The 22,769-nt window shown below is 36.3% G+C and carries 14 protein-coding genes; 12 read left to right on the forward strand and 2 right to left on the reverse strand.

The window, feature by feature from the left end; translation table 11 throughout:
• Window positions 1–5 precede the first annotated feature (5 nt).
• The 3 genes from JCM15092_RS06990 (at window position 6) to JCM15092_RS07000 (ending at window position 6,595) form a co-directional block, all read left to right on the forward strand.
• Window positions 6–953 (forward strand): pectinesterase family protein, encoded by a 948-nt coding sequence (locus tag JCM15092_RS06990; RefSeq protein WP_024994036.1) that lies wholly within the window; start codon window positions 6–8, stop codon window positions 951–953.
• 240 nt (window positions 954–1,193) lie between these two features.
• On the forward strand, window positions 1,194–4,430 hold the full coding sequence (locus JCM15092_RS06995) for a SusC/RagA family TonB-linked outer membrane protein (RefSeq protein ID WP_024994037.1): 3,237 nt from the start codon (window positions 1,194–1,196) through the stop codon (window positions 4,428–4,430).
• Between the two features lie 17 nt (window positions 4,431–4,447).
• Window positions 4,448–6,595, forward strand: a complete 2,148-nt coding sequence (locus JCM15092_RS07000; RefSeq protein ID WP_024994038.1) for a RagB/SusD family nutrient uptake outer membrane protein — start codon at window positions 4,448–4,450, stop codon at window positions 6,593–6,595.
• Window positions 6,596–6,756: 161 nt separating this feature from the next.
• Here JCM15092_RS07000 and JCM15092_RS07005 read toward each other — a convergent pair whose 3' ends face one another.
• Window positions 6,757–7,878: an aldose epimerase family protein gene (locus tag JCM15092_RS07005; protein WP_024994039.1), complete on the reverse strand. Its 1,122-nt coding sequence runs from the start codon at window positions 7,876–7,878 to the stop codon at window positions 6,757–6,759.
• 79 nt (window positions 7,879–7,957) lie between these two features.
• Window positions 7,958–8,410, reverse strand: a complete 453-nt coding sequence (locus tag JCM15092_RS07010) for a cupin domain-containing protein (RefSeq protein ID WP_024994040.1) — start codon at window positions 8,408–8,410, stop codon at window positions 7,958–7,960.
• Between the two features lie 195 nt (window positions 8,411–8,605).
• On the opposite strand from JCM15092_RS07010, the gene JCM15092_RS07015 reads away from it, so the two are divergent.
• The 9 genes from JCM15092_RS07015 to JCM15092_RS17820 form a co-directional block, all read left to right on the forward strand.
• The gene (locus JCM15092_RS07015) at window positions 8,606–10,108 is read left to right on the forward strand and encodes a family 43 glycosylhydrolase (RefSeq protein WP_024994041.1); all 1,503 of its coding nucleotides are present in this window, start codon (window positions 8,606–8,608) and stop codon (window positions 10,106–10,108) included.
• A gap of 92 nt (window positions 10,109–10,200) precedes the next feature.
• The gene (locus JCM15092_RS17525; protein ID WP_051532500.1) at window positions 10,201–10,521 is read left to right on the forward strand and encodes a hypothetical protein; all 321 of its coding nucleotides are present in this window, start codon (window positions 10,201–10,203) and stop codon (window positions 10,519–10,521) included.
• Window positions 10,522–10,529: 8 nt separating this feature from the next.
• Window positions 10,530–11,801 carry a pectate lyase gene (locus tag JCM15092_RS15300; RefSeq protein WP_051532501.1) on the forward strand — a complete coding sequence of 424 codons (1,272 nt, stop codon included), beginning with the start codon at window positions 10,530–10,532 and terminating at the stop codon, window positions 11,799–11,801.
• Window positions 11,802–11,803: 2 nt separating this feature from the next.
• Complete coding sequence (locus JCM15092_RS07025) at window positions 11,804–12,964, forward strand: dienelactone hydrolase family protein (protein ID WP_024994042.1); 1,161 nt, start codon at window positions 11,804–11,806, stop codon at window positions 12,962–12,964.
• A 5-nt stretch (window positions 12,965–12,969) separates the two neighbouring features.
• Window positions 12,970–14,667 (forward strand): pectinesterase family protein, encoded by a 1,698-nt coding sequence (locus JCM15092_RS15305; RefSeq protein WP_034541693.1) that lies wholly within the window; start codon window positions 12,970–12,972, stop codon window positions 14,665–14,667.
• A 73-nt stretch (window positions 14,668–14,740) separates the two neighbouring features.
• Entirely contained in the window at window positions 14,741–19,153 is a 4,413-nt protein-coding gene (locus tag JCM15092_RS07035) for a hybrid sensor histidine kinase/response regulator transcription factor (protein WP_024994043.1), read from the forward strand.
• Between the two features lie 151 nt (window positions 19,154–19,304).
• The gene (locus JCM15092_RS07040; RefSeq protein ID WP_024994044.1) at window positions 19,305–19,751 is read left to right on the forward strand and encodes a hypothetical protein; all 447 of its coding nucleotides are present in this window, start codon (window positions 19,305–19,307) and stop codon (window positions 19,749–19,751) included.
• A gap of 97 nt (window positions 19,752–19,848) precedes the next feature.
• Window positions 19,849–20,445, forward strand: a complete 597-nt coding sequence (locus tag JCM15092_RS17905) for a TonB-dependent receptor domain-containing protein (RefSeq protein ID WP_024994045.1) — start codon at window positions 19,849–19,851, stop codon at window positions 20,443–20,445.
• Window positions 20,388–22,769 (forward strand): outer membrane beta-barrel protein (locus JCM15092_RS17820; protein ID WP_262501374.1); only part of this gene is annotated, 2,382 nt, incomplete at its 3' end. The genes JCM15092_RS17905 and JCM15092_RS17820, both read left to right, overlap by 58 nt.

The following is a 22,769-nucleotide window of genomic DNA, read 5'->3' on the forward strand; positions in this document are numbered from 1 at the left end:
CGATAATGAAGAAGATTATATTGCTGATTCTTTGTGCCATTCTATCAGTTCCGACTTTCGCAGATGGAGCTGATACTATTGTTGTTGCCAGAGACGGATCAGGAAAATTTCGCACTGTTCAGGAAGCTGTTGAGAGTGCTAGGGCATTTATGGACTATACTGTAACTATATTTGTCAAGAAGGGAGTATATAAAGAGAAAGTAATTGTTCCATCATGGCTTGAGAATATTGAAATAATAGGTGAGGATAGGGATAACACAATTATTACCTACGATGATCATGCCAACATCAATAAGATGGGGACATTCAGAACCTATACAGTAAAGGTTGAGGGAAATGGAATCACCTTTAGAAACATTACTATAGAGAACAATGCTGCTCAGTTAGGACAGGCTGTTGCACTTCATACTGAGGGTGACAGACTGAAATTTATTAATTGCCGTTTCCTTGGCAATCAGGATACTATATATACAGGTACTCCTAAGACAAGACTCTATTTCAAGGATTGTTATATAGAAGGAACTACAGATTTCATCTTTGGACCATCTACTGCTCTTTTCGATGATTGTGTAATTCATTGCAAGAGGAACTCATATATCACTGCCGCATCTACTCCTAAAGATGTGAAGTATGGATACATATTCAGAAAGTGCAAAATTACAGCTGCTGAAGGAGTCAATAAGGTATACCTTGGACGCCCTTGGCGTCCATATGCTTATACTCTCTTTATGGAGTGTGAGCTAGGCAATTTTATACTACCTGAAGGATGGCATAACTGGGGTAAGAAAGAGAATGAGCAGACAGCAAGATACCTTGAATATAAAAATTACGGTGCTGGTGCTGATAGAAAAGCAAGACATCAGTGGAGTCGTGAAATTAGCAAGAGTGAGATGAAGGATTTATCGATAGGCTCAATATTCTCAGTCAACGACAATTGGAATCCATTAAACTGATTTATTTCCATAATATAATGATTAGCTTTTTTCTGTCTAAATGATATGAAAAAAGGGAGTCTATGGTAAATTACTTAATACCATAGACTAAATATGCTATATTTAATGAAATATTTTAACGAAAGTTCAAAAATTCCACATAAAAGCCTAAAAAAACTACATCGAAAGAGTTCTATATCGATATTTTTGGAATAATTAATAAAGTTGACAGACTTAATTAAAACTATAAAAACACAGTTTATGGATCAAAAAGTATTATTTAGAAGATTAGCTTCAACACTTTTGTTAAGCTTGCTTTGCCTAATTTCTTTTGCTCAGGGACATAATGCTATCGGTATTATAAAAGATACTGCCGGCGAACCTATGATAGGTGTTAATGTCACTGTTAAAGGAACTACTAACGGAACCGTCACAGATCTGGATGGTAAATTTACAATTCAAAACGTACCAAATAATGCAACTCTGGTCGTTTCGTATATCGGATATTTAACTCAAAATGTCAGTTTTACGGGACAGAAGAACATTAATATCATCATGAAAGAGGATAACAAGACTCTTGATGAGGTAGTTGTTATCGGTTATGGTACAGTAAAGAGAAGAGATCTTACTGGTTCTGTTGCTTCTGTATCAGGCGAGAAGTTGGCTGCTAACCCTGTAGCTAACGTTGCTCAAGCATTGCAGGGACAACTTCCTGGTGTTTCTGTTATCTCTCAGGACGGTCGCCCTGGAGCTGCTATGTCAATCCGTGTACGTGGAGGTGGTTCAATAACTCAATCTAATGACCCTCTATTTATTGTTGACGGAGTTCAGGTAAGTAATATCAACGATATCCCTGCAGACAATATTGAGAGCATCGATGTACTGAAAGATGCAGCTTCAACTGCTATTTATGGTGCTCGTGGTGCTAACGGTGTTATCTTGGTTACTACTAAAGGTGGTCAGGAAGGTAAAGTTACTGTAAAATATAATGGTTACTTCCAGATCAAGGAGAACCCTGAAGTACTTGAAACTATGAGTGCATACGACCATGTATATACAACTTGGGCTTATGCAACTGCTTATGGTGAATCATACGGTGAAGGTATAGCTGAATATTACGGCTTAGGCTCAAAGTATGGTAACCACCTGAACGATTATAAAAATGTGACTGCACATAACTATATCAATGACCTTATGCAGTCTGCACAATCATGGAACCATGACCTTTCATTGAGTGGAGGTACTGATAAGACTAAGTTTTATGCCTCTTTAAACTATATGGATGATGAGGGTATCCGTGTTAAATCAGGTTTCAGCCGTTGGAATGCAAACTTCAAGATTACACAGAAGATTAATAAAGCATTGACATCTGACTTTGATATACGTTACTCAGAAACTAAGTTAGATGGAGCAAGCTTCGGTAATGCTACTTCTGCTTACACATACAGACCAATCGATGAACCATTAGGAACAGGTGAGTTTGGTTTGATGGGTAATGGTAGTGGTAACGTTGAATCTGTAAACAATCCGGTTAATGTTCTTAATAACAGTGATTATATCAGAAATAATTATCGTATCCATGGTAGAGGCGCTCTTACATGGAATGTAATTAAAGGTTTGATTGCAAAAACAGAACTTTCTCTTAACAGAAACTGGAGTGAGACAAAGACATGGAATCATGCATTGACAGAGAATGATTACAGCAATGCTAAATTAAAGAAGGGTGATGGCTACGGAGTACGTTGGGCTACAACTCTTAATTATGAAGTTCAAGGTTTAGGTGATGACAATAGCCTCTCTTTCCTTGTTGGTAACGAGATGCTTGCTTCAAAATCTAACTCTTCTGAAATATATGGTTATGCATACCCTTATTCCTTTAGTATGGAGGATGCATTTGGTATGATAAGCAATACTAATGCTGACAAGGATCATGGTAAGGATTATTTCTCAACTACGGTTGGTACTCCTAAAAAGACACTCTCTTGGTTCGGTCGTGCAAACTATTCATATAAAGGTAAATACCTGTTGACTGCTACTTTCCGTGCTGATGGATCTTCAAACTTCGCACCTAACCACCAGTGGGGTTACTTCCCTGCAGCTGCTGTGGCATGGCGTATCTCTGATGAGTCATTCCTAGAAGGTGCAAAAGATTGGTTGGACAATTTGAAACTTCGTGTATCTTATGGTACTTCAGGTGCTGATGAAATTTCTTCTTCTCTATGGAAAGAGACATGGACTACTAAACAGCAATTAATAGATGGAAATCAGGTTACTACATATATCCCTGGTGAGATGAAGGCTAATCCTGATTTGAAGTGGGAGACAACTATTTCACGTAATATAGGTCTTGATTTCGGTTTCTGGAATAATCGTCTTCGTGGTAGCATTGACTTGTACCGCAATTCAACAAAAGATATTCTTATGAAGGTTCCTACAGATGCTTCATCTGGTTATAGCTATCAGTTCCAGAATGTTGGTGAGACTACAAACAAGGGTCTTGAACTTGCTTTGGGTGCTGATCTTGTAAGATCTAAGGACTTTAACCTCGCATTAAACGTAACTTATAACTATAATAAGAATAATGTAGAAAAGCTTCTTGAAGGTGTTATGGCCGATACAAATACAGGATGGGGTTCAACAATGCGTAAACCAGCATACGACTATATCATCCGTGAAGGTAAGCCTGTTGGAACAATTCAAGGATTCAAAGCTATCGGATTCTATACTGTTGATGACTTCAATTACGAGAATGGTAAATATGTTTTGAAATCAGGTATTCCAGACAATAAACTTGTGAACTATCCAAATGGTGTCAATGTTTTGGCTCCTGCAGGACAGATTGCTATCCCTGGTGCAGTGAAATTTGCTAATGTTAATGGTGATGACGTAGTAGATGCAGGTGATGCAACTATTATCGGCGAATGTATGCCAAAACATACCGGTGGTTTCACATTAAGCGGTAACTGGAAATCAATAGACTTCTCTGCAGGCTTTACTTATCAGATTGGTGGAGATATCTATAATGCAAACTCTATGCACTCTATGATGGGTAATAAGGATACATCATTCGGCCAGAACCGTCTTGGTTTCATTGCAGATACATACAGATATTATGATGTTGATGCTAATGGTAACCTTGTATTTGTACCAGAACCTGCAGCACTTAGTGCACTGAATGCTAATGCTAAATATGCTACATTCTTCTGTGAATATGGTCTTACTACTTCAGAGTTTATTGAAGATGCTTCTTACCTCCGTCTTAACACACTTACATTGGGTTATACATTCCCTAAGTCTTTGATGAAGAAAGTCGGAATACAGAATGCACGTCTCTACTTTACAGGAAACAACCTATTATGCATTGATGGTTATTCTGGTATTGATCCTGATGTTAATACAGGAAAAGACGGTGTCAATGGATTCCCTACTCCAAGTTATGACTATCAATCTTATCCGAAAGCTAGGACATATACTTTCGGTGTTAATTTAACATTCTAAAAATGGAGGCAAACAGTATGAAAAAAATATTATATTCAACATTATGTATAGCAGCTCTGTTTACTGCTACTTCTTGTAACGACTATTTGGATGCAGAGTCTCCTTCTGTTGTTGATGCCGATTTTGTCTTCTCAAATGATGTAACAACACGTGCAGCACTTACCGGAGGATATTTCGACTGGAGAACAGTAGCCAATGGTCAGGTGTTTGGAGATGGTAACTTCTATGCTCTTGATGCTTGCGGTTCGGATATTGAACGTCATCCTGAGGGTTACAATAATCAGTTGCCACGTCATATACCGGAATCTTTCTATGAGAATGGTACAGCTATGAGTTCATACTATCCTGACTCATATCTTAACTATTTCAAAGATGATGATAAAAATGCATACAACATGCTATTTGGTGTTGTAGGTAAAGCCAATGCTGTTATTACTGCAATGGAGAACTCGAAGAACTTCGAATCTATAGAAAAAGCTACAACACCTACTGCTCTTAGCCAGATGTACGGTGAAGCTATTGCTCTTAAGGCAACAGTATATCGTGAACTTATTAAGTACTACGGTGATGTTCCTTATATCGATAAGTTCGGTGAGACTGCAAAGAACCTCTCTCCACGTGACTCAATATATGATGTACTTATAGCAAAACTTGAGAAGGTAGAGAACCTTATGTTCCCTATAGGATCTATTCCGGGAATTGAGGCTGCCAACAAGAGCTATTTCTCTAAAACTTATGTTCAGGGACTTATTGGCCGTTTGTGTCTTGAGGCAGGTGGATACCAGACTCGTCGTGACGATATTAAACCTGTAAGTGGTGCCGGAACTGCACTTACTATTGAGACTAAAGGCCAGGCTCATGATGGAGCAACTTACGGAAGACGTAGTGACTGGAAAGATCTTTATACTAAAGCTAAAGGTGCATATTCACGTCTGTTGGCAAATCCAGGAAGAGCAATATTCCATCCTACAGACCCTCGTGGTGCTAAAGATGGTAAGGGACGTGTACTTGGTAATCCATACCAATATTTCTTCCAGCAGATGCATGATGATGATTTAGCTTATGCTGATGAGTCTATATATGAATATCCACAACAGCAGGGTAACGATAGTGATGCACGTTCATATGCTCACGGACGTCCTTGTACCGGTAGTAACAACCAATACCCAAATAAGGCTTACGGTCAGGCTCGTATAAATCCTGCATACTACTATGGTATGTTCGATCCAAATGACATGCGTCGTGATGTAGCTGTAACTGTTACTGGTAGTGTGGGTGCTAAAGGTGTTGAGCAGATTTTGGCTTTCACTCCTGGTGCTCAGGCTAAGGGTGGTGGTCCTTCATTGAATAAATGGGATGAGAACCGTCAGAAAACTGTTTGGATTGCTAAACAACGTAATTCAGGTATCAATGGTCCATATATGCGTATCTCTGAAATCTATTTAGGATATGCTGAAGTTTGTGCTGCACTTGGTGACGATGCTACTGCAAAACAGTACTTGGTATCTATTCGTGAGCGTTCATTCCCTGCTGGAAAGGCTAATACAGATGCATTTATTACAAAATGCGGAAGCATGCTTGATGCAGTTATTGAAGAACGTGGCTTCGAATTTGCTGGTGAGGGCGACCGTCGTTTCACACTTATCCGTACAGGTATGCTTGCTGACAGAATCCAGAAAATTAAGGAACTTACTAAGAGTATGATGGATGGATTAGCTAAAGATGGATACTATAGATTCGATAATGGTAATGTTATCTCTTCATATATCTGGACTAAGAACGTAGATGCTAAAACTCAATATGGTTATAGATTAACAGCTCAGGCTCCTGATAACAGTGATCCTGTATTGTTCCCAGGTTGGAGAGGACAGAATGATGCTTGGGAATCTTATGGACTCGACTATAAGACAGATAAACCTCTTACAAACGTTGCTATAAAGGGTCTGTTTACTCCTGTAACAGAAGATGATGCAACAATGAAGGGCCAGGGTTATACAAAAGTTAGCTGGGGTGCTGACCTTTTGAAGAACAAAACAGAATATTATGATAATCTGTTCAAAGGTTTTGAACCGGGTAATTATGATAAAGCTCCTATCTATTTGATCGCACTTCCTCCTAACACAGTAGGTGCTGGTTATACAAATGGCTATGGATTCGGTAAATAAATAGATCTTTTAATGTTTTAGAGGCCGCAGGAGTGATCTTGCGGCTTCTTCTTTTTATAAAAAAGATAGGACTAATGTGAACTGAGATGTAGTAAGTTTATTCCGGAACCTAAATATTTTTGTGGCAGAATCATGTAACGTCAATCTGAATGTATTTTATGTTAGTTTCTGAACCTGAATATTGTTGTGGAGGTGAATTTCTCTCCGGGACGTAACGCTGTACTTGGGAACTGAGGCTTATTTGGACTGTCTGCAAAATGCATTGTTTCAAAGCAGATGGAGTTTCGTCTGACATATGTTATTCCCGATTTTCCAATTATTTTAGAATTATGTCCATTGGCAGTATATATGTGAAGACCTGGTTCCGTGGTATAAACTTCCATCACTCTTCCGCTTTTTTTATCTTTTATTCGTGCAGCCATCTTATCGATATCACCATTACTGTTCAATTTCCATGTATGATCATATCCGCCTGTAACTTTCAATTGTTGGTTATCATCATCTATATTATCACCAATATGATGCATACATCTGAAATCAAAAGGACTATTCTTAACTGATATCATTCTGCCGGTAACGCATTTATCATTATCATATTCAGCTATGCTGTCGCCGTAGACGAATAACTTCTGGTCGGTTATGCTCTTGTTAAGATCCCCTGATATATTGAAGAATGAATGGTTAGATGGGTTTAGGACTGTTGGTTTATCTGTTGTTGCCTCATAATTTATTATCAGCTCATTGCGTTCCGATAGTGTGTATGTGACAGAGATGTCTAAATTGCCCGGAAAGCCATTCTCTCCGTCAACAGATAGATAAGATAGCTTAACCGTGTTGCCATTGGTCTCTACAATATTCCACACTTTATCAGCAAAGCCTGGTGTTCCGCCATGAGCACAATGTCCATTTCCACCTGCTTGCAGTTTGTATTCGATACCGTCCAAAGTGAACTTCGCACCTAGTATTCGTCCGATATATCTTCCTACCAATGCTCCGAAGTTTTGTTTTATTTTCTGATAGTCCGCAATGCTGTCGAATCCGCATACTACATCTTCAAAATTTCCATTCCTGTCGGCTGCCATTATGGAGACAATTCTTGCTCCATAATTGGTAACATAAACCTTCATACCCTTACTGTTGGATATTTTAATGAGTGAGATATCCTTTCCATACAGTGAGGATTCAAAGTTTTTATGTTTAATATTCGATGGTATGTAGAGAGTATTCTGAGCATACGATGATGTAATGCATGAGAAGGCGAGTATGTATATTATTTTTTTCATCCCTGTAAAAATAAGACAGGTCATCCTAAATTAAATAAGATGACCTGTGGTTATAAAGCATCAAAATAGTTATTCCATGTTATTTCTTCAGAAAGTCGTGACGCATCGGACTGAATGTATCTATTAGAACACCAGGTTCAAGGCATACGCAACCATGAACAAGATCAGGAGTTTTGAATAGACAGTCGCCTTCACTTACAACCTTAGTAACTCCATCTATAGTAAATTCAAATTTACCACTAGCTACATAGGTACACTGACTTTGATAATGACTGTGTACTTTTCCGACAGCACCTTTTTCGAATTGAACCTTTACCATCATTAGTTGTCCGTCATATCCTAAGATTTGTCTTTTTACACCGTCACCAAGATCTTCCCAAGGAGTTTCCTTGCCAAAAATAAATGTAGCACTTCCAGTTCTTTTCATTTCTGTTTTCGTATTTGAGTTTTTGTCAGCTGTTTGAGCCTGTACATTTGTATAAGCAATCAAACTTAAAGCACATGCTGTAATGATTGATTTAATGTAATTCATTGTACTTATAACGTTTAAATTAAGTGATTCAAATATAGCTTATAAGAACAACAAAAAAGAATCATGGGACCTTATAATCTCAGTAATGCCAATTATTGCACTATTTCAAACAAAAAATACCATTAAATAGCCAATTTCTTCCGTCCAAAATAGGAGATATTATATTACTTTGCAACAAACCTAATTGGATACATAATGAAGCGTACACATCTTTTTTTATATCTTCTTTTGGCAATCATTCCAGAGTTTGCCTTCTCACAATCGTTATATAAGAATCCTATTCTTGGAGGCGATTATCCGGACCCTACAATACTTCGTGATGGTGATGATTATTATATGACACATTCTGCATTCGACTATCAGCCGGGACTTACCGTTTTCCACTCTAAGGATTTGGTTAATTGGACGCCAGTGAGTTATGCACTGAAAGAGTATTTAGGTTCAGTATGGGCTCCCGATATCTCAAAATACAAGGATAAGTACTATATCTATTTTACAGTTGCTTTCCCCGATAGAAGAAAGAACTTTGTTACCTACGCATCATCTCCTGAAGGACCATGGAGTGATCCTATAGATCTTAAGATAGGAAACATAGACCCATGTCATGTAGTTGGTGAAGATGGTAGCAGATGGCTCTTCATGAGTGCCGGAAAGAGGGTAAGGCTGACAGACGATGGACTTGCTATTGTTTCTGGAACAGAGGAAGTGGTATACAAAGGATGGGAATATCCTGAAGATTGGGTTACTGAAGGTTTTTGTCTAGAGGGTCCTAAAATAAAGAAGTTAGGTGAATACTATTACTATCTGAATGCTGAAGGTGGTACTGCAGGTCCTCCTACAAGTCATATGATTACTGTTGCCCGTTCCAAATCGTTAAACGGCCCATGGGAGAACTCTCCATACAACCCTTTAGTACATACGTATAATAAGGCGGATAGATGGTGGTCAAAAGGCCATGGCTCTATAATAGATACACCTTCCGGGAAACTTATGGTTGTATACCACTCTTACGAGAATGGTTTTTATAATTTGGGACGTCAGACATTGATGGAACCGGTATACCTTACTGAGGATGGTTGGTTGAAGAAATATGAAGATGTGGATATTGAGAAACCTATCAAAGCACCTCTGGCTATTGCAGATAATAAATCTGACAGATTAGCCAATCTAGATAAATTCCGTTTGGGTTATGAATGGAAATTCTATAAATCATTCGATGCAAGCAGAATATCTGTAGATAAAAACAGACTATCATTGAAGGCAAAAGGAGTTGACGTAGCATCTTCTGCTCCAATTATGTTTGTTGCAGGTTTGCATGCTTATGAGGTAGAAGCAGAGATAGAACTCTATGGTGATGTAACAGCAGGTATTGTGCTATATTACAATAGTGGCTTCTTTATGGGAACAGGTTTCAATAAAAATGCTCGTACCCGCTACCGTAAAGGTGATGAGAGAAGAGGAGGAAGACATGAAAATGCGACCAAAATGTGGCTTCGCATAAGGAATGATAACCATATTGTGACAGGCTCTTTCAGCTATGACGGTAAGAAATGGGAGAGAGAGACATGGGGTATGGATATCTCAGGATATAACCACAATACACTCTATGAGTTTCAAAGCGTGTTACCGGGTCTGTTTGTTTACGGAAATGGTAAAGCAGAGTTCAGCAATTTCAAGTTTACTCCTTTAGATTTATAGACATTAGAAATAACATATAAAACACAACAGCAGTTTACTGTTGACACATTATAATGATGGGCTGCATAATAAACTGCATAATAAACGTAACCATGAATCTTAAATCAAAATTAATCCTATTACCTCTTTTCATTGTACCTGTTGTCACCGTTTATGGTCAGACAAATAAAAAAGAGAATCAGGTTATTGCAACAATGAAAAGTGCTACAAGATATATGATGGATGTAGCAAGCTATAAGGGTGGATTCGTATGGAGCTACCTTCCTGATTGTTCAAGAAGTTGGGGAGAGTTGGAAGCAAAACGTACCATGGCATGGATTCAGCCTCCAGGTACACCGGCTGTAGGCCACCTTATGCTGGATGCTTATCATGCAACAAAGGATGAGTATTATTATGAAAGCGCAAAAAAATAGCCAATGCTTTGATATGGGGACAACTTCCATGTGGAGGATGGAACTATGTATTCGATTTTGCCGGAGAGGAGTCATTGAAAAACTGGTATGCAACAGTAGGCAAAAACGCATGGCGTCTTGAGGAGTTCCAGCACTACTATGGGAATGCAACTTTTGATGATGAAGGAACAATGCAGGCAGGTAAATTCTTACTTAGATTATATATAGAGAAATATGATCCGGCTTATCGTCAGCCATTGGAAAAGGTTATCGATTTTGTACTTAAGAGTCAATACCCAATCGGTGGATGGCCACAAAGATATCCTTTGATGTATGATCATCCTTTCAAAGGAAATGTAGACTACTCATCATTTATTACTCTAAATGACGGAGTTATTCCTGAAAATATAGATTTCCTTATTAATTGCTATAATTCCTTGGGAATTCATAGCCTTAAAGAACCGATTCTTCGTGCTCTTAATCTTATGATTGTCCTGCAGCAAGGTGCTCCTTATGCAGGATGGGCAGATCAATATTTTGTAACAGATCTCAAACCTGCTCATGCACGTACTTATGAACCAAGAAGTGTAAACACAGGTACAACTGCCAGAATGATAATGAAGATGATAGAGTATTACAAGCTTACTGCAGAGACCAAGTTTCTCTCTGGCATACCCGCTGCGATAAAATTTTTGGAATCAATGAAACTGCCTGACTCGGAAGTAGCAAAGTGGAAAAATAGACCTCGTAGCAGTGATTATATACTTGTTCCACGCTTTATAAATCCTGAGACAGGCAAACCTCTTTATGTACATCGCAATGGTAGTAATGTTTTTAATGGGTATTACTACACAGATCAGAATATCGAAGGTACAATAGCTCATTATAGCTCCGCTGCTTATATAAATGTAAATGATCTGAAGAAGGCTTATCAAGAGGCTCTCTCACTGCAGATAGAGGAGATTAAGAAGAATTCGCCTCTCATCAATAATGAAGGGTTTGAAATTGATAAATATTATTACTCATCGAGGAGTGGAAAAGATGAGAAATCTATAGATACAATCATTAAAAGTCTTAATAATAGCGGTTACTGGTTAACTCCGATAAAACAGATATCAAATGTTTACAAAGAGTATACAGATGGAATCGATGTAAAGAGCAGTGATAAGAAGTTTGCTGAAACAATGGTAGGTGATCAATTCGATACATCTCCTTATACAAGTGAAGAGCCAGTAATGGGAATATCGACAGCTACGTATAATAATAATATGACTCAACTTATTCAGTATCTGAAAAAATAGTTATGACTAGAAGAATAATATCTCTATTTATTTTTATGAATATCTCTTGTATAGGTGCTTTACATCTATACTCCCAAGAGGTAAAAAGATATGAAACTCAGAATGACATGCCTCTCTTTTATCAAAAGATGAAAGAGAGGCTTACCTATCCCTTGTCGTTTGACAAGAGTGATAAACCTTTTAAGCAGTGGAGGAAAGATGCAAGAGCTGTTTTGATGGAATGTATAAGTCCTTTGCCTCCTAAAGCAGCTTCTTACGATATGAAGGTAGTTGATGAAGAAAAGCGTAAAGGATATAAAGCACAAAAGGTGGAGTTCAACATATCTGATTATAGCAGAACTCCTGCCTATATCCTTATACCTGATGGTAAGGGACCTTTTCCTGCCATACTTTTACTTCACGATCATGGAGCACACTTCTCAATAGGAAAGGAGAAGATGATAAGACCTTTCAATACAGATTCATTGACTATTGCTGATGCTGATAACTGGTGCGACAAATGCTACGATGGTCAGTATGTTGGTGATTACCTTGCATCAAAAGGTTATGTAGTTATGTCTGTCGATGCTCTGTTCTGGGGTGAAAGAGGACGTAAGGAGGGAATACGATATGATTCTCAGCAGGCCTTGGCAGCAAATATGTTACAGTTAGGTATGTCATGGGGCGGATTGATAGTAGGTGACGACATTTCAAGTGCCGATTTTCTGGCATCTCTTTCATATGTCGATAGAAAAAGGGTTGGCTCTATGGGCTTCTCTATGGGAGCACACCGTTCCTGGATGCTTTCGGCAGCTTCGGATGTCGTCAAAGCTTCTGCATCTGTATGTTGGATGAATACAACCGACAGTCTGATGACATTGACCAACAACCAGAACAAAGGTGGTTCTGCATATTCAATGATTATACCGGGAATTAGAAATTATATGGACTATCCACATGTAGCATCAATTGCCGCTCCAAAGCCTACACTATTCATTAATGGTAAAAGAGATAAGCTTTTCCCGGTTAAGGGAGTAGAAGATGCCTTCATGACAATGCACAAAGTGTGGAATTCATGCGGAGCAAATGATAAGTTACAAACTCATATCCTTGATATTCCGCATTTCTGTAGCAAAGAGGTACAGAAGATGATACTTGATTTTTTTGATAACAATTTAAAATAAAATATATGAAGATTAGATATTCAATCCTTTTGATATTTTTCTTGGCTTTATCTTCTTTTAAGTCAGAAAAACGGATTACAGTATTCACAATTGGTGATTCAACCATGGCAAATAAGTCATTGAATGGTGATAACCAGGAGAGAGGATGGGCTCAGATGCTACCGGGTTTCTTTACAGAAGATATAGTGGTTGACAATCATGCCAAAAATGGTAGAAGTTCCAAGAGTTTTATTGACGAAGGATTGTGGGATGAGGTGCTAAAGCGTATCAAACCGGGTGACTATCTGTTTATCCAGTTCGGACATAATGATGAAAAACCTAAAGCTGACAGACATACTGAACCTGGTGGATCTTTCGATAAGAATCTTGAAAGATTTGTAAAAGAGGCTCGCGATAAGGGAGCTATACCGGTACTCTTCAATTCAATAGTAAGACGTCATTTTGCATCAGGAGACACTTTAACATTGACAGACAACTACAGAGGTAAAGATAATACAGTGTTGAATATAGCTGGAGGTGATACCCTTATTGATACTCATGGAAAGTATCTTGACTCTCCAAGAAACGTTGCAAAAAAGATGGGAGTAGCCTTTATTGATATGAACAAACTTACTCATGATTTTGTGGAGAAGATGGGCAATGAGGAGTCTAAGAAGTTATTTATGTGGATTCCTGAGGGAAAATATGTCTTCGCTCCACAAGGAAAGAAGGATAATACACATCTTAATATATATGGTGCCCGTAAGTTAGCTGCATTAGCTGCGAGAGCTATCGAGGAGAAAGTTCCTGCTCTAGGAAAGTATATACGTTATTATGATTTCGTGGTTGCTAAAGATGGAAGTGGTGACTTTTTCACCGTTCAGGATGCTATTGATGCCGTTCCTGATTTCAGTAAGAACAGAAGAATAACAATTCTTGTAAAGAAGGGTGTATACGATGAGAAATTAGTTATACCTGCTTCAAAGATCAATATCTCAATGATTGGTGAAGAGGGAACAGTGATAACTCATGATGACTATGCCTCAAAGAAGAATATATTCGGTGAAGAGATGTCTACTTCTGGTTCATCAACATGCTATATTTATGCCCCAGATTTCTATGCCGAGAATATAACATTCCGCAATGGTGCAGGAAGGGTAGGACAGGCTGTGGCTTGCTTCGTCAGTGGTGACAGAGCTCATTTTAAGAATTGCCGATTCATTGGCAACCAGGATACCCTCTATAATTATGGTAAGGATAGCCGACAGTATTATGAGAACTGCTATGTTGAAGGAACAGTAGATTTTATTTTTGGAAAGTCAACAGCTCTTTTCATGAACTGTACCATAAAAAGTCTGAGTAACGGTTATGTTACTGCCCCTGCTACTGAAAAGGGTAATAAGTATGGTTATGTATTTATTAATTGTGATTTAACATCGTCAGATGGTGTGGACAATGTCTTTCTTTCACGTCCTTGGCGCCCCTATGCACAGGCTGTATATATAAAGTGCAACATGGGTTCTCATATCTCTCCGCTAGGTTGGAATAACTGGAATAAGAAGGAGGCAGAAGAGACTGTTTTCTATGCTGAATACAAATGTGTTGGAAAGGGAGCTGAAACATCAAAGAGAGCAAGTTTTGGCAGACAACTAAACAGTGACAAGGAATACTCTCCTGAGAAAGTCCTTGCCGGAGAAGATAATTGGAATCCGTTAAAAAAATAGCAATTTGTTTTTGAATAGTAATAATAGATAATTTCTTTCTATATTTATGCTAGAAAACTATGAACTAAATACAATGAAGAGGAGACTTATCTGTTTATTATCGCTTATATCTTTTATAGGTTCTGCTATTGCTCAGCCAAATTCAATATTTACACATTATTCTTCTGAGGATGGACTTTCAGAAAACTCAATCATGAGCATGGCTCAGGATCAAAATGGCTTTCTGTGGTTTGCTACTTGGGATGGTGTTGATAAATTCGATGGATATGACTTTAAAGTTTATAAAACCAGAAAGGGAAATGATATAGGTTTATCTAACAATCGTATAGACCTTGTAAAAGTAGATAAATATAATTTTGTATGGCTTCTTACGTACGATAAAAGGGTATTCAGATTAGACAATAAGAAGGAACGTTTTCAGAAGATTACTTGTGAGACTGAGAATGGAGAGATGGATTGCATGGATATAAGGACTCTTCCAGGAGGTTCTGTATGGGCTTTGTCAGAGGGATATGGAGCTATTCGTGCTATAACTGATAAGAAGAATTACACCATCAAGTGGAAAGCATATGCCATAAATCAGAAAGATGGATATAAGTCGAGAGTAAGGGATATTATTGAGGATATTAAAGGTAATGAGTGGCTCATTACTGACAATGGATTATTGAAGATATGTAAGAAAAGTAATGGCGTAACCTATTATTTTGTTGAGAGGAAACATGTGAAAAAGGAGAACAAGCAATCCTTCTTCTCTAGTTGCATGACAAAAAATGAGATTTATTTTGGCTCAAGCAATGGTCGTGTGTGGAAGTACTCTATTAAAAATGATGAATTTACTCTTATTACTCTGCCATTAAAAGACAATATTATTGCAATAAACAGATTGAAAGATGGAAGTATTGTGTTCACATCTCCTTTCTCAGGATTTATTATAAGAGATACTAAATCTGGTCAGGATATTAAATATGACACCTCTTCATTAAAAGGATTCGAGAAAGATCAAATCCAATCAGTCTATGTAGATAAGCATGACGAGATATGGTTTGAACTCATAAGTAAAGGTAAGGTATCCCATTTTAATCCCTATAATAAAGTATTCAAGACAGAAAATATGTTTGTAGGGACAAAAGGAGCTGACAGGTCATATCCTTCATTTCATATTTGTGAGGATATAAATGATAATCTATGGGTACATCCTAACGGAGGTGGATTGGGATGGTTCGACAGAAAAGCCAATGTGCTCAGACCATTTTATAATGATCATAAGTCATCCGACTGTATGTTCTCAAACAAGATTCACTCCATGTTAGCCGATAAGCAGGGCAATCTTTGGATTAGTACACATTCAAAAGGTCTTGAAAAAATCTCTTTCTACAATTCACAGTTCAAAGTAAATAGTTTCTCAGGCAATAAATTCGATCTCAATGAAAATAGTGTCAGAATGCTGTTTCAGGATAATTTGGGAAGATTATGGGTAGGTAAGAGAAATAGTAAAATAGAATTGTATTCTGCCTCAAATGAATATATTGGATATTTAACAGAATCCGGAGCAATATCAAAGACCGGACCATGGATGGATGGAGTTGCCTATAATATTATTCAGGACAAAAAAGGTAGAATATGGATAGCTACAAAGGGACGAGGTCTGGTATTGCTTAATTATGTAGACAGAATGCAATATAGCGTTACCAGATTTGAGTTTGACAGTAATGACATCTATAGCTTGAGTCACAATAATGCTTATTCACTTTATGAGGATAGGAATGGAAGAATTTGGGTTGCTACCTTTGGTGGTGGATTGAATTACATTCAAGAGAATAGGGATGGTAAATGTATTTTTATAAACAGCCGAAATAACCTTAAAGGTTACCCAATAGATAAATGTTACAGAGTAAGACATATTACCTCTGACATGAAAGGGAATATTTGGGTGAGCACTAATGATGGCGTAATTCGTTTCAAAGATGATTTTAAATCACCTGAACATATTAAATTTTACCTTTACGGAAATATTCACGGGAAAAAAGATTGCCTAAGTAACAGCAATGTTTATGAGACTTGTGTCTCTAAAAAAGGTGAGGTCTTTTTCGCCACATTTGGTGGAGGATTAAATAAGCTTATCTCTATAGATAAAAATGGTATGGCAAGTTTCAAGACTTATACCATCAACGATGGTTTGCCATCGGATATTCTTTTATCTATTGAGGAAGATTATGCTGGAAACTTATGGTTTAGCACAGAAAATGGTTTGTGTAAATATTACCCTGCAACAAATCGCTTCGAGAACTACAACGAAAGAGATTTCGGTAAAAAAATAAGATTTGAAGAGGGCACATCTATTAAGCTCGCTAACAATGATATAATCTTTGGTACTTCAAATGGACTTATCTCATTCGATCCTAAGCACCTCTACAAGAGTACATTCATCCCTCCAATGGTATTTACTAACTTTAAGGTATGCAATAAGCTTGTAATCCCTGGTGATAATAGCAATATACTTCAGAATAATGTAAACACAACAGATAAGATTACCTTGAAGAGGGATCAGAATATATTCTCTTTATCGTTTGCTGCTCTTGACATGGTAAATAGTGATAATATAAAGTATGCATATTACCTTGAAGGTTTTGATAAAGATTGGAACTATGTACTCAAGCAGCGTACAGCTACTTATACCAACTTGTCACCTGAAGTATATTATCTACATGTTAAATCTACGAACAGTGACGGTGTATGGGTCAACAATGAAAGAGTAATAGAGATAGAGGTATTACCATCCTTCTGGGAAACTCCTATAGCGATATTTCTTTATGTCATCGTTGGTTTGGCAATATTCCTTTTAAGTGTATATATATTGTTTACAATATTCCGTTTAAAGCATGAAGTGTCGGTTGAGCAAAAGATATCAGATATAAAGCTTCGTTTCTTTACAAATATATCTCATGAGCTCAGAACTCCACTAACGCTTATATCAGGACCTTTGGAATTTGTACTGAAGAACAAGACTCTGCCTGATGAGGTTCGTGAACAGCTACATCTGGTTGAGAGAAATAGTGATAGGATGCTCCGTCTGGTAAATCAGATTCTTGATTTCCGCAAGATTCAGAAGAATAAGATGACTCTGAAAGTTGAATATATCAATGTAGTTCCTTTTGTGAGACAGATTATGAATAATTTCATCTCTATGGCTGAGGAACATCATATTGATTTCATCTTTGAAAGTGAGAAACGAGAACTAAATATTTGGGTTGATACAGATAAGCTTGAGAAGATTGTTTTCAATCTGCTCTCTAATGCGTTCAAATATACTCCTAAAGGAAAGATGATAACATTGTTTGTCCACGATAATGAAAACAATGTTGCAATAGGAGTTCAAGACCAGGGTATAGGAATACCTGAAAATAAGAAGAGCTCTCTGTTCGTCCGCTTTGAGTCTCTTTTGGATAAAGATATGTTCAACCAGCAGAGTTCAGGAATAGGACTATCATTGGTTAAAGAACTTGTTGATATACACCGTGCTAATATTGTAGTGAATAGTAAGGTTGGTGTAGGCAGTACTTTTACTGTTGAACTATCAAAGAATAAAGATGTTTATGATAACTATGCAGAGTTTATTCTGAATGATGGTGTCAAGCTGTCAGAGAGCGAGGACCCTGATAAAGATGGATTGCCTGCATGTGATGAAATTCAGGTAAACAACGACTATAAGACCATGCTTCTTGTTGAGGACAATATAGAGTTACGCTTTTTCTTACGCACCATATTCTCTTCTCAATATAATGTTGTTGAGGCGGCCAATGGAAAGGAGGGAATTGATAAAGCTCAGAAGTATATCCCTGATATTATAATTAGTGACGTTATGATGCCTGAGTTAGATGGAATGGAGATGACAAAAGCTCTTCGTGATAATATATCTACCAGCCATATTCCAATAATACTTCTTACAGCCAAGAGCGATATGGACAGCAAACTGCAAGGAATTGCAGAGGGAGCTGATGATTATATAATAAAACCTTTCAGTGCCACTTATCTTCAAGCTCGTGTAAACAACATTATTGAAATAAGGAGTAGATTGCAGAAACTCTATCGTGATACATTAATGAATCCTTCATCAGAAGAAGATCAATCAGACGAGAAAGAGTCTAAGATGTCTGCTAATGATAGGCGCTTTATGGACAAGCTCATGGAACTTATGGAGAAGAATATGGATAATGGAGATTTGGTTGTCGATGATCTTGTAAATGAGTTGGCTGTAAGTCGCTCTGTCTTCTTCAAGAAGATCAAGATGCTTACCGGCCTTGCCCCAATAGAGTTTATTAAGGAGATGCGTATCAAGAAGGCAGCCCAGTTAATAGATTCCGGAGAATATAATATTACTCAGGTATCATATATGGTCGGTATCAATGATCCACGTTATTTCAGTAAATGCTTCAAATCCCGCTTCGGAATGACTCCAACAGAGTACAAGCAGAAAAATGGGTTGTAAATAAATGGCTTTCTCTCATCGGCTAAAGATAGTATACCTCAAAAAGTGATTTTAATAATTTCAAAAAGAAAACATTATAGTATATTCGTTGGATTCGAAAAATAATAATTATTTTTGCACACTAAAAATAACAAAAGTAGAGCAGAGCCTAATGAAAAATACAAGATTAAACTTGCTGAAATACCTTGCAATATTTGTTACAGTTTGTATATTTTTCTCATGTAGTAAGGATGATACTTCTGATAACGATGCTGATTACAATTTACTGGGCATTACCTCCATTACAATTAATAATAGTATAATTCCTATCAAAAGTGACGGCGTTTTATTTGATCTGTCTGATTGTAAAGATATAGCAACCACAGGAATGCTCAGTGAGCCAAATAAAAAACATGTAGAAGTTGATTATGCTATACTAACTAAAGATCCTGAGGCTTCTTCAGCTCAAATACAAAGTAAATATTCGGATGTGTCTGTTACTATAGACAAAATATCGACTAGTACTTCAGTAAAAACTTGGATTATTAAAATAACACGAAAAGGTTATTTGGAATCTATTACATACAAATTGGCTTTTTTTTATCCAAGTCAAATCTGAAGAAATAAAGACAATAGAATTAAACTCAAATTAAGAGTATAGAGTTCGGTACAATACCACTCTATACTCTTAAATTTTTATTAATCTGTCCAACTTTTTGTGGTCATATCATAATAACAAGAGTGTTTATGAAGGAATTAATTATTTTCGATCATCTGAAGATAATACGAATGAAGATAATTATCGCATATCCTCAGAAATTGACTATTCAAGAGTATTATCTCAATATTTTAAATTAAGCGCAGGAGCAAATTATTTACATACAAATAATCGTAATCATTTTTTATATTTAGAAGAAGAGAATAGGTATAAATATTTAGATAATAGTATTACTGCATATCTTGACTTTAATATTGACATTAAGAACCTATCTTTCTTATTGGGCATAAATTATTTCAATCAAAATAAACGGTTTCAAGATGAAGTTATTAATATTAAGTCTTCATACTTCTTCCCTAAACTATCAAGCATTTTTAGTATAAATTCAAATAACAGTTTAATGCTTAACTGTTATTCTACTCAAACGCTACCCACCTTATGGCAGCTTATAGGCATCCCTATTAATATAACTCCCAATTATATTGTTAAAGGTAACCCTTACCTTAAGCCGGAAAATATTATGAATGTTTCATTAGAATACGACTATACAAAAGGTTCTACCTTTTTTCAGCTACACTCTTCTATGATTATATAAAAAATAGCATTGTTGATGAGTACAGTGAAATTGATAATGTTCGTTTGTTGTCAACTAAGACAAATTTAAATCGTATCAGCAGATATGGCCTTTCTTTATCACTTAACTATGATCTGTTCAATTGGTGGTCTGTTCGTTTAGGAGGTGATGTTGTGAATAGATTTATTCCTGAAAACAATTATTATAAGAAAAATAGTCTCTCTGTAAATTCTAACATAACAAACGTATTTTTATATAAGAGTTTTATGCTCGCTTTAAAATATGAATACAATGATAAACGTTTGGTTTATAACGGATATTATAAACCTTGTAATAGTAGTTTGGCACAACTTAGATACCAACTGAAAATGGGAAATATACTTTCATTTAAAAAATTGCTGGATTCAGGATATTCAGAAATAAATAAGTATCAGTGGAAAGGTTATGAGATATCATCTGCTTTTTTCTCTCTGATAAAAGAACAAAAAATTAATGATGAAAATTTAATTACTAAATCTTGCACTACAATATGCAAGTCAGGCGGCGGCAATGCAATACTGGATGTAATAGAAAAATTTAATGGTTTATCATGTAAAATACTATTTGATGGCAATTTTACGATTTTTGGAAATAGCATCAGTGGTGACACTTATGCTAACTATACTCCTTCTACAGATTACTATATCATAGAAAATGCTAATGGGTTAGCTGTTAATTTAAAGACGAAAGAAATTAAATCAGTATCAATTGCTTCATCACAAGATTTATTTAATGAAATATCGTCTGAAAATACCTGCTTGTTGTTGGTTAATCTATGGGGTAGATTAATGTCACCAATAGCTTCTATACAAAATGAACTTTCATATTTACAAGGTATAAAGGGATATATAGATACAAGTATTCATAGTTTAGATACTAAAATAGATAAAAATAATTTTGTAACCGTAGAAAGTGTAGTAGATACAAAAATTATAGGCATAAATCCTGGCACTGTTTTTAGTATTATAGGTTATAGTGGGTATGAAAAAGAATCAATTGAAAAATTAGAGGATAAAACCTTGTTCGACACACCATATGTTGAGCAACTAAAAACTACATCCTACCGTGACTTATTAGTATATAAGAAGGAAGGAATAAGTAAGTGTGGTATGGTTAATTTTTATTTTAAGTACCGCTGTGATATATCTTTTGCAGCTACTATTTATTTTAAAAAGAATGGAAATTGGCTTAACAATGACAATGCTGTTACTGTTGAGTTTGCTGCCGATATGTCTATTCCACAGACAAAGATAGCTAAAATTAGTAGAAAATATGAAGAAGGAGCTGATACTGCTTGCATATACTTCGGAAATGGTGGAACATCAGGATTGTTAATAGGAAAAACCTTGCAGATAGGTTGGTTTAACTGTTTATTAACAAGTGCCACACAAGATTCAATAAATTCTCAAAAAATTATAAAAGTAGCATCAGATGGCTCAGGAGATTATACTTCTGTTAGAGCAGCAGTTCAATCTATAACAGATGCATCTAATAGTAAGCCATACAAGGTTTTTATAAAAAATGGTGAATACTTTGAAATGGACATAAAGACAAAAGATTATGTAGACATTGAAGGGGAAAGTAGAAATGGAGTTATATTAATAGCCGATGGACTAAGTGAGAGATTGTCAGGAAGTAATTATAGTTTTTATGCAGAAAATTATAGTAATGTAGCAATTAATACAATTCCAAAAGCCTATAAACACCTTTTTTTACATACCTCAACTTCTTCTATAAGCAATCTTACAATGAAAGTCAACAATTGTAAGTATGTTATACATCAGGATTCAGGACCTGGAAATTATACAGCTAAGGTTAAAAACTGTAAGATAATGCGATGTGAAGATTACACAACAAACAATAGTGATTATGATAAGGACTTGAATCATTTAATTGGTGTTGGAGCAGCAAATGGAGAGTACCAAGAATATTATGATTGTGACTTTTACTTTATGACAAAAAATATATCAGCCTCAGATTTTGCTAAATATAATCCTTCGTGTATATTGTGGCATAATTGGAATAATCAATCAATAGCAGCTGGAGCCAAATTAGAGAATTGTAATATATATAATTGTAATATCGCAAAAATATATGAATTGGGTAGTACACAAAATGATGTAATTACATTAAAAAATGTTCATACAGATGATGAACATTTTGGCATATATTATTTATTAACATCGGGATATTACAAAGAAAATGGTACAGTAGTAACAGATGTTACCAAGATTCCTTACTGCATCAAATTAGAATTAGATAATACTTATCCTAATTTTATAGTACAATCAGAAGATAGATTAAAT

Origin of the sequence: Phocaeicola paurosaccharolyticus JCM 15092 (assembly GCF_000613805.1) — a bacterium.
GTDB classification, from domain to species: domain Bacteria; phylum Bacteroidota; class Bacteroidia; order Bacteroidales; family Bacteroidaceae; genus Phocaeicola; species Phocaeicola paurosaccharolyticus.